We start from the raw sequence: 8,909 nt of genomic DNA, 5'->3' as shown, positions 1-8,909 counted from the left end.
GATGGTAGTGTGGGGTTTCCCCATGTGAGAGTAGGTCATCGTCAAGATTAAATTCCGAAACCCCTATCTGCGTATGCAGGTAGGGGTTTTGTTTTTGCCCGCAGGAAAGTGCGCTGCGCCAGCAGCACAAATTTGCACAGTTATTTTCGATTCAGAACACTAGAATAGGCCCATCTTTTTCGGAGCAAGAGCCTTTTATGCCAGATTCGGTTGACGCCCCCGGGCTGTCAGATTTACCGCTGGACGACTTGGTGGCGTGTCATGAGTGCGACCTGCTGATGCGCAAGCCCGAACTCGCCCGTGGCGAGAAAGCCCTATGCCCGCGCTGCGGCTACGAACTCTATGCCCACCGGCACAACGTGGTTCAGCGCAGTCTCGCCTTGGTCATCGCCGCACTGTTGTTGTATATCCCGGCGAACTTTTTACCCATCATGCAGCTCAATCTACTCGGGCAATCGTCGCAAGACACTGTCTGGACCGGCGTTGTCGGCTTGTTCAATACCGGCATGCAGGGCGTCTCGGTCGTTGTATTTCTGTGCAGCATGGGGATTCCGCTGCTCAAGTTACTCTGCCAGTTGCTCGTGCTACTGAGCATTCGTTTCGATATCGGGCGCAGCTACGGTTTGTTGCTCTATCGCGTTTACCACCACCTTCGGGATTGGGGGATGCTCGAGGTTTACCTCATGGGCGTGCTGGTAGCGATCGTCAAGCTGGCAGATATGGCAGCGATCACCGTCGGTCTTGGCCTGGCGTGCTTTATCAGTTTGTTGTTGGTTCAGGTGTGGTTGGAGGTTGTGATGTCGCCTCACCAGATCTGGCAGGCTTTGTCAGGAGAAGATGCCCATGCGGGCGATTGATGCAGGCATTCTGATTTGTATCGAATGCCACGAGTTGAACAAGCAGGAAGCTGACACCGATGAGCAGGTTTGCACCCGTTGCGGTGCGCTGGTCCACGCCCGTCGTCCAAACAGCTTGATGCGTACCTGGGCGTTGCTGATCACCGCCGCGATTCTCTACATTCCGGCGAATGTGCTGCCGATCATGACCGTCAGCTCGCTGGGCAAGGGCGATCCCAGCACCATCATGTCCGGTGTGATCCAGCTGGTTCAGCACGGCATGATTCCCATCGCCGCCGTGGTTTTTATCGCCAGCATTCTGGTACCCACGTTCAAGTTGGTGGGCATCGCGTTGCTGCTGTTTTCAGTGCAACGGCGTCAGCCTCTGTCGGCACGCCAACGGATTGTGATGTACCGCTTTATCGAGTTCATCGGCCGCTGGTCGATGCTGGATATCTTTGTGATCGCCATTCTGGTGGCGGTAGTGAATTTCGGACGGCTTGCCAGCGTCGAAGCCAATCTTGGCGCCATCGCCTTCGCCAGTGTGGTGATTTTGACGATGCTTGCCGCAGTTACTTTCGATCCCCGACTGATTTGGGATAACACGGAGTCGGACGACGACCATGACTGATTTGCCTACAGCAAAAACCCGACCGGCCTCAAACTGGTCAGCTATCTGGGTCCTGCCACTGATCGCCCTGATCATCGGTGGCTGGCTCGGCTGGCGTGCCTATAACGAAACCGGCATCGAGATTCAGGTGCGCTTCGAAAGCGGCGAGGGCATCCAGGCCAACAAGACCGAAGTGGTCTACAAAGGAATGTCGGTCGGTAAGGTGAAGACTCTCAAGCTTGATGACGAAGGCAGCTCCAAAGGGGTAATTGCCACCATCGAGATGAACAAGGACGTGGAGCAATACCTCAAGACCAGCACCCGTTTCTGGCTGGTCAAACCAAGCGTGAGCCTGGCCGGTATCACCGGTCTGGAAACCCTGGTGTCGGGCAACTATGTCGCCGTCAGCCCCGGTGAAGGCGAGCCGACCCGCAAGTTCAAGGCCTTGGCCGAAGAGCCGCCACTGTCGGACTCCAAGCCCGGTCTGCACCTGACCATCAAGGCTGATCGTCTCGGTTCGTTGAACCGTGGCAGCCCGGTGTTCTACAAGCAGATCAAGGTCGGTCAGGTCAAAAGCTATCTGCTCTCCGAAGACCAAAGCACGGTCGAGCTCAAGGTCTTTATCGAGCCCACCTACGCCAGTCTGGTGCGCAAACACACGCGCTTCTGGAACTCCAGCGGCATCAGCATCGACGCCAACCTGTCCGGGGTGAAAATCCGCAGCGAGTCCCTGGCCAGCATCGTCGCCGGCGGCATCGCGTTCGCCACCCCGGAAAACCGCAAGGACAGCCCGCCCACCGATCCAAGCCTGCCGTTCCGTCTCTATGAAGACTTCGACGCAGCCGCTGCCGGTATTCGGGTCAAGGTCAAACTCAGTGACTTCGAAGGCCTGCAGGCTGGCCGCACGCCCGTGATGTACAAAGGCATCCAGGTCGGCAACCTGAAGGCGCTGAAGATCGATCCGGACCTGTCTGCCGCCACCGCCGAATTGACGCTGGACCCGCTGGCCGAGGATTACCTGGTCACCGGCACTCAGTTCTGGGTGGTCAAACCGTCGATTTCCTTGGCCGGCATCACCGGTCTGGAAGCCTTGGTCAAAGGTAACTACATCGCCATTCGTCCCGGCGACAAGGGCAGTGCACCGCAGCGCGAATTCGTGGCGCGGGCCAAGGCGCCGCCGCTGGACTTGCGTTCACCCGGCCTGCACATGGTGCTGTTCACCGAGAACCTCGGTTCCCTGGAGGTCGGCAGCCCGGTGCTCTATAAGCAGGTCAAGGTCGGTTCGGTCCAGAGTTACCAGTTCTCCAAGACCAAGAAACAATTGGTAATCGGCGTTCACATCGAGAAGGAGTACGAAGGCCTGGTTAACGCCTCGTCGCGATTCTGGAACGCCAGCGGCATCACCCTCAGCGGCGGCTTGACCGGCGGCATTCAGGTCAAGAGTGAATCGCTGCAAAGCCTGATGGCCGGCGGTATCGCCTTCGAAACTCCAGAAGCCAAGGCGCCGTTGCAGAAGAAGATCCCGCGTTTCCGTTTGTTCCCGAGCCATGACGAGGCGAACCAGAAAGGCGCGGTGGTCACCATCAAGGTTGATCGTGCCGACGGTTTGCGCACCGGCACGCCAATCCGCTTCAAAGGGCTGGATGTCGGCAAGATTGAGGACGTCGACCTCACGGATGACTTGCAGTCGGTGATGCTGACCGCGCGGATTACCGAAGTGCCGGAACGCATTGCCCGGGTGGGCAGTCAGTTCTGGGTGGTCAAGCCAGAGTTGGGTCTGATCAAGACTTCGAACCTCGAAACCCTGGTCACCGGTCAGTACATCGAAGTGCAACCGGCCGCGAAAAACCTCGGCCCGCAGAAAAACTTCGTTGCCCTGGCCAATCCGCCGGACTCCGCCAAGGTTGAGGCCGGTTTGAGTCTGGTGTTGAGCGCAGCTCGCCGTGGTTCGCTGAAAACCGGTGTGCCGGTGACCTATCGCGAAATCACCGTCGGCAAGGTGACCGGTTACGAGTTGGGTCAAACCGCAGACCGCGTGTTGGTGCACATCCTGATCGAGCCGAAGTACGCGCCATTGGTGCGCAGCGGCACGCGCTTCTGGAACACCAGCGGTTTTGGCCTGGACTTCGGTTTGTTCAAAGGCGCGACAGTGCGGACCGAGTCGCTGGAGACGTTGATCCAGGGCGGTATCGCTTTCGCCACGCCGGACGGTGAGCGTATGGGCACGCCGGCCCGACCAGAGCAGACGTTCCCGTTGTTCGATAAGTTTGAAGATGAATGGCTGACTTGGGCGCCGAAGATTTCACTCGGCAAATAATTCAGCGGCGTCTGTAGTGACGCCATCGCGAGCAAGCTCGCTCCCACAGGTGACCGCGTTCTCTCATGAGAATGCGATCAAAATGTGGGAGCGAGCTTGCTCGCGATGGGCCCCTCAAAATCACTGAAAACCTTCAATAAAAAAGGCCGCAATCCAATGGATCGCGGCCTTTTTCATATCTAACGGTTCAACCTAAACCGCATCCAGCTCCGGCTCATCCGCATCAACATTCAACGTCGCCTTCACCTCATCATGCCGGCGGATGTACTTCCAGTCCGCCTCATCGATGTAGATCCCGTTCGGCCCACTACCACCTTCCAGGTCGATCGCCACACTGGCGCAGACCTGCGGCTTCACGCTCGCCAGGATCGGCACGAAGCCCAGTTGCAGGCTGGTTTCCAGCAATGCAGCCTGGTTCTTCTCGTCGATGTCCGCCGCCTCGTCGAGGTAGTACGGCAGGCGCACGCGACCGGCCTGGTCGCGGTCCATCAAGTGCAGCAACAAGTACATGTTGGTCAGCGCCTTGATGGTCATGGTGGTGCCGTTGGACGCGGCGCCGTCGATGTCGGTGTGGATCACCGGTTGACCGTTGACCTTGGTGATCTCGAACGCCAGCTCGAACAAATCCTTGAGCCCGAGCTGGTTGTGGTTCGCCGCCACCAGCCGTGCCAGGTATTCCTTGGCTTCTTCGTTCTTGTTGTCCTGATCGGCGCTTTGGCTCAGGTCGAATACGGAAAGGGTTTCGCCTTCTTCGTACTGGCCGGCGCTGTGGATGATCTGGTCGATGTGCTTGAGGGCTTCCTTGTTCGGCGCAAGTACGATGCGGAAGCTCTGCAGGTTGGAGACCTGACGCTTGTTGATCTCGCGGTTGAACAGCGCCAGTTGATGTTCGAGGCTGTCGTAGTCGCTGCGGATATTGCGCAGGGTCCGGGCGATGTCCGTCACGGCGGCGCGACGAGCCTTGCCGAGCGTCAGCGCTTCGTCGGTGCGGTGCGCATACGCGTTGATCAGCAATTGCAGGCGACGCTCCATATCGTCTTCGCTGTCGAACTTGGCCACGCCTTTCAGACGAACCTGCGCATACAGCGCCTCGATCTGGCCATCGCTGCGCTGCAAACCCTGCCAGCTATCCTGATAGTCGTTGAGCAGCGGCAACAGGTTGTCCATCGAATCGTCGATCGGGTCCATGAACGGCGTGCCGAACGGCAAGTCTGCCGGCAGCAGCTGACGGCGGCGCAAAGCGTCGTCGAGGGTGCGTTGCTTGGCTTCCATGTCGCCGATCTGCCGGCCGACGAGTTGCAGCTTGGCCGACAGTTGCTGGACGCGTTCGGTGAAGGCATCGCTGGAGCGCTTCAACTCTTCCTGCGCCGCCTCCATCTGCGCCAGTTGCTCAAGCTTGTCGTCTTCCTCGGCGCTCAAGGTTTGCGCGCGACGGAAATCTTCCAAGGCTTTCTGCGCATCCAGCACTTGCTGGTACAGCGCTTCGGTCTGGGTCTTGCTCGCCGCGCGGTCAGCGACCACGGCAGCCTGGGTTTTCAATTGCTTGAGCTCTTTCTCCAGGCGCTCTTTCTGATCGCGCAATGCGGCGCGGTCAGCCAGGGCTTGCAGGGCCGGCGGCTCAATGTGCGAGATGTCGATGGCCAGGCCCGGCACTTCGAAACGCTCGCCCTTGAAGCCATCGAGGATCAGTTCTAGGGATTTGACCCACTGGCCGTCCTCGTCCAGCGTAATGCCGTGCTCGCCCAGCGGCAGGCTGAACAGCGCGCTGTTGAACAGGCGCATCAGGCGCTCGACGTCCTGTTGCGAGAACTCTTCACGCAGACGGGCGTAGCTGTTGTTGTCGGCGTGATCGAGTTGCTGCTTCACTGACTTCAGGCGTTTTTCCAGATCCCGCAGGCGCTCGTCGAGGTCTTCGGCGCTGAACTGCCGGGACTGGGCCAGCGCTCCGGCCAGTTCATCGTGGGCATCCTTGGCCGCCAGCAATTGCTGCTCAAGGACTTTGACGTCAGTGACCAACGCGAAGCGATGCTTGAGCACCGACAACTCGCCGAGCCAGCGCTGGATCCCGGTGATTTCCCGTTCCAGGCGCATCAGTTCCTGAGTACCGCCGCGCTGATCGTTTTGCAGGGCATCCTGCTCGCTGCGGTAGTGCTCGGCCTGGATCGTCAGCTCTTCCTTGCGCGCACTGGCGTAGTCCGACCAGGTGCCGAGCAACGAATCCAGCAGCGGCGAGATGCGATGCAACTTGCCGCGCAGGATATTGCGCTGGGTAACGCCCGAGGCCAACGCTTCGACCAATGGACCCGCAGTGACCAGCGAGTTGTAGTCCTGCTCCATGCGTCGTACATCGCGGAACGCTTCTTCGCACGCGGCGATGTAATCGACACTGCCGGAACGCAGGCTATGTTCGAAGGCGTCGAGGAACAGTTGCTTGAGCTTGGCCGCAGTGATTTCGCGCATGTGCAGCAGGTTGATGAACAGTGCGCGGAAGGTCTTCAGGCTCTGTTCGCTGGTGGAACGCAGCGGGATCAGCGTCAGGTCCAGCGGAATCGAGGTGTGACCGCCGACCAGCAAACGCCGCAGTTCATCCGGCTTGAGTTCGTAGGCTTTCAGGCCTTCGCGCTCAAGGTTGGTGAACAATTCTTTCTGACGCAGGCAGGTGTCGTTTTTCTGGTAATGGGCCAGGTCCAGTTTGCCGGCGTAGGCGAAGAACTGGTGACCGAAACCACCGCCCGGGCCGCGACCGACCACGCCAATCACGTGCGGGCCGTGGGGCAGCGAGACTTCGACCAGGATGTAACTGGTGTCCGAGGCGAAGTAGAAACGCCGGGATTGTTCCAGGCTGTACTTGCCGAAACTCATGTCCGACATGCGCGCCAGAATCGGGAACTGCAGGGCGTTGATCGACGCGGATTTACCGAGGTTGTTCGCGCCGTAGACCGACAGCGGCTCTTCCAGCGGAAACAGCCCGAGGCTGTAACCGGCGGTGTTCAAAAGGGCGAAGCGGCGAATGCCGTAGCGTTCCTTGCTCATGCGTCGGTCTCCTGTTCTTCGGCAATGGCGCGGGCCATGGCGTCTTCTTCGCTTTCTTCTTCGAAGTCGCTCAAGTCGAGCGGGTCATCGGTTTCCAGGAGTTTTTCGTCGCTGTCATCATCGATCAACACCGGCACCGGCAATGGCAACACGCTGTGCAGGCTGGCTGCCAGATCACGGTCCTGCTGAACCGACAGGCAGACATCGAGGAAACGGTGCATTGGCGGCAAGAAGCGGTAAATGCCGTTTTCTTCGCCGGCAAAACCGAGCTGAGTCATGCGGCGCATGATTTTTTCTTCGAGTTCTTCGACGGTCTGCACTTCGGCCTGGATAAACAGGTCGCGGTACTTCTCCAGCAGCGATGGCAATTCATCGCGGCCAAGGCTGCCACCGTCGAGCACGGCGACCGGGTCACGGCCCTGGTCGGCCAGGTGCTCGACGAGGATAAAGGTGAACAGCGCCAGGCGTTGCGCAGTCTTGTTCACCGCAGCAGCGGCGAGGTCCGGTACGAAATAGTAGAAACCACGGGTGTCGCAGACCAGTTCAAAACCCAACGCCTTGAACAGCGTGCGGTACTGGTCCTGAAAGTTCGACAGTTGCGCGTACAGCTCCGGATCGCGGCGGCTGACGTGGTAGCCCTTGAACAGCTCGCGAAAGATCGGCGCCAGCTGGGACAGTTCGTTTAGATCAAGATGCATTTGGGATGCTCGCAGAATCCTCGGCGGCGGTGTCGCGGGCCGAGAGCAGGGCGAAGGAGCGCAGGCTGACCTGATGCTCATGAGTGTGGTAATCGCGGCGTTCCAGACGCTCGCGGGTGAAGCGTTTTTCCCGCGACAGGCGCGAGAACCAGTACAGCAATTCGTCGGTAGCGCCGTTCGGCTCTTGTTCCAAAAGCCAGGTCATCAGGTCCGGCATCGGCAGGGCGTCTTCGCAGCGTTCGAGCATTTCCCGAACCGTGCGTGGTGCGCGCGGGGCTTCGCCTTTCTGGGTTTTGTGGGCCTTGGGGAAACGCGCCGGTTTCGGCTCGAAACGCGCCAAGGCGTAGACGTAGGCTTCAACCTGACTGGCACTGCCAAGAAAGGTGCTTTGCGGGCGAGTGAACATCGGCATCGCGGCTTGCGGCACTGCATCGATGCCTTTACGACGGATCGCCGACAAGGCCAGCGCCGCGCCACGGGTCACGGCGTTATGGCGGCGGGCTTCTTCACGCAATGGCAGCAGCAGCTCGCGAGCGTGACGCAGGGTCAACTGGGCGCTGGTCTGCATTTCGAGGATGCGCGCGTGAGTACGCAGCAGCATGTCGTCATCGACCAGATGGCCGAGGCGCTGTTGTTCGGTGAGCATCTTCAGCAGCACGTTCTCGACCTTGCGCACGCCTTGTTCGAAGGCGCCGTCGGCGTTGACCAACTGGATCATCGGCTCGACGTATTCGTCCCAGGTCGCCAACACTTCAGCGTAGCGCTGACGCAACGGGATTTGCCGGTCGCTGGTCTTGGCGCGCTCGGCGACGGCTACGAGGGCCTGTTCGTCGTTGGCGAGTTTCTTCAGAACATCCCGTACGCGCATGTCGAGCAAACGCAATTGACGCGCCAAGTCGTGGCCGTCGCGGATGTCGAAGGCGTCCTGGATATAACCGGCCAGGCGCTCGAGATGGCGCAAATAGGCTTCGATTTCCAGGCACAGGCCCAGACGGTGCTCACGGCGCAGGTAGGCGAGGAAGTCGTGGATCTGCGCATTCAGCTCGAAACGGTTCGGGCTTTTCGCCACGGGTACCAGAATGTCGAGGCGGATCCACACGTCCAGCAGGCTGGTGATGTCCTGCGGTGTACTGTCCAGTTGCTGGGCGGCCAACTGTGAACGCAGTTCGTTGAGGCTCAGGGTGCCTTGGTCGAAGTGCTCGCACAGTGGCTCCAGAAGTGCCCAGTGTTCAGCGAGGGCGCGCAAGACGCGCTTGGGTTCGATCATCGGGATGGCCGGCTGGTTGTCGAATAAAAGCGGCGATTGTACTGCATCACGCCGGTTGCGATTCACTCTCGGGACGGACAGTCGGCTTTCTATGGATCAACAGCGGGCGATCTTGAGCGAAGGGCGGTAGAATCACCGCACTTTAGTT

6 protein-coding genes are annotated in these 8,909 nt (G+C 59.5%); 3 read left to right on the top strand and 3 right to left on the bottom strand.

From position 1 onward, the window contains the following. Positions 1 to 197 precede the first annotated feature (197 nt). From ACIOYV_RS31945 to ACIOYV_RS31935, 3 genes are read left to right on the top strand one after another with little or no spacing between them, the layout of a single operon-like run. Positions 198 to 857: a paraquat-inducible protein A gene (locus ACIOYV_RS31945; protein ID WP_163911854.1), complete on the top strand. Its 660-nt coding sequence runs from the start codon at positions 198 to 200 to the stop codon at positions 855 to 857. Then, a complete protein-coding gene (locus tag ACIOYV_RS31940; protein WP_054045754.1) occupies positions 844 to 1,467 on the top strand; it encodes a paraquat-inducible protein A in 624 nt (207 codons plus the stop codon). Before ACIOYV_RS31945 ends, ACIOYV_RS31940 begins: the two co-directional genes overlap by 14 nt. Then, complete coding sequence (locus ACIOYV_RS31935; RefSeq protein ID WP_401330294.1) at positions 1,460 to 3,763, top strand: intermembrane transport protein PqiB; 2,304 nt, start codon at positions 1,460 to 1,462, stop codon at positions 3,761 to 3,763. Before ACIOYV_RS31940 ends, ACIOYV_RS31935 begins: the two co-directional genes overlap by 8 nt. A 192-nt stretch (positions 3,764 to 3,955) precedes the next feature. Here the strand turns inward: ACIOYV_RS31935 and mksF are convergent, their stop codons facing one another. The 3 genes from mksF to mksB are packed head-to-tail and all read right to left on the bottom strand — an operon-like array spanning position 3,956 to position 8,761. Further along, on the bottom strand, positions 3,956 to 6,796 hold the full coding sequence (gene mksF, locus ACIOYV_RS31930; protein ID WP_401330291.1) for an Mks condensin complex protein MksF: 2,841 nt from the start codon (positions 6,794 to 6,796) through the stop codon (positions 3,956 to 3,958). Next, complete coding sequence (gene mksE, locus ACIOYV_RS31925) at positions 6,793 to 7,494, bottom strand: Mks condensin complex protein MksE (RefSeq protein WP_027925914.1); 702 nt, start codon at positions 7,492 to 7,494, stop codon at positions 6,793 to 6,795. Before mksE ends, mksF begins: the two co-directional genes overlap by 4 nt. Beyond that, positions 7,484 to 8,761 (bottom strand): Mks condensin complex protein MksB, encoded by a 1,278-nt coding sequence (mksB, locus tag ACIOYV_RS31920; RefSeq protein WP_054614061.1) that lies wholly within the window; start codon positions 8,759 to 8,761, stop codon positions 7,484 to 7,486. The genes mksE and mksB overlap by 11 nt, the downstream gene beginning before the upstream one ends. Positions 8,762 to 8,909 lie beyond the last annotated feature (148 nt).

Source organism: Pseudomonas sp. NPDC087342 (genome assembly GCF_044744265.1).
GTDB lineage: Bacteria > Pseudomonadota > Gammaproteobacteria > Pseudomonadales > Pseudomonadaceae > Aquipseudomonas > Aquipseudomonas nunensis.
Note: the sequence above shows the minus strand (reverse complement) of the source record. Positions and strands in the feature narration are given on the sequence as shown.

Bases quoted from the DNA above. Each gene is read 5' to 3' on its own strand.
- ACIOYV_RS31935 (WP_401330294.1), top strand. From the start codon at position 1,460: ATGACTGATTTGCCTACAGCAAAAACCCGACCGGCCTCAAACTGGTCA.
- ACIOYV_RS31945 (WP_163911854.1), top strand. From the start codon at position 198: ATGCCAGATTCGGTTGACGCCCCCGGGCTGTCAGATTTACCGCTGGAC.
- mksE (WP_027925914.1), bottom strand. From the start codon at position 7,494: ATGCATCTTGATCTAAACGAACTGTCCCAGCTGGCGCCGATCTTTCGC.
- mksB (WP_054614061.1), bottom strand. From the start codon at position 8,761: ATGATCGAACCCAAGCGCGTCTTGCGCGCCCTCGCTGAACACTGGGCA.
- ACIOYV_RS31940 (WP_054045754.1), top strand. From the start codon at position 844: ATGCGGGCGATTGATGCAGGCATTCTGATTTGTATCGAATGCCACGAG.
- mksF (WP_401330291.1), bottom strand. From the start codon at position 6,796: ATGAGCAAGGAACGCTACGGCATTCGCCGCTTCGCCCTTTTGAACACC.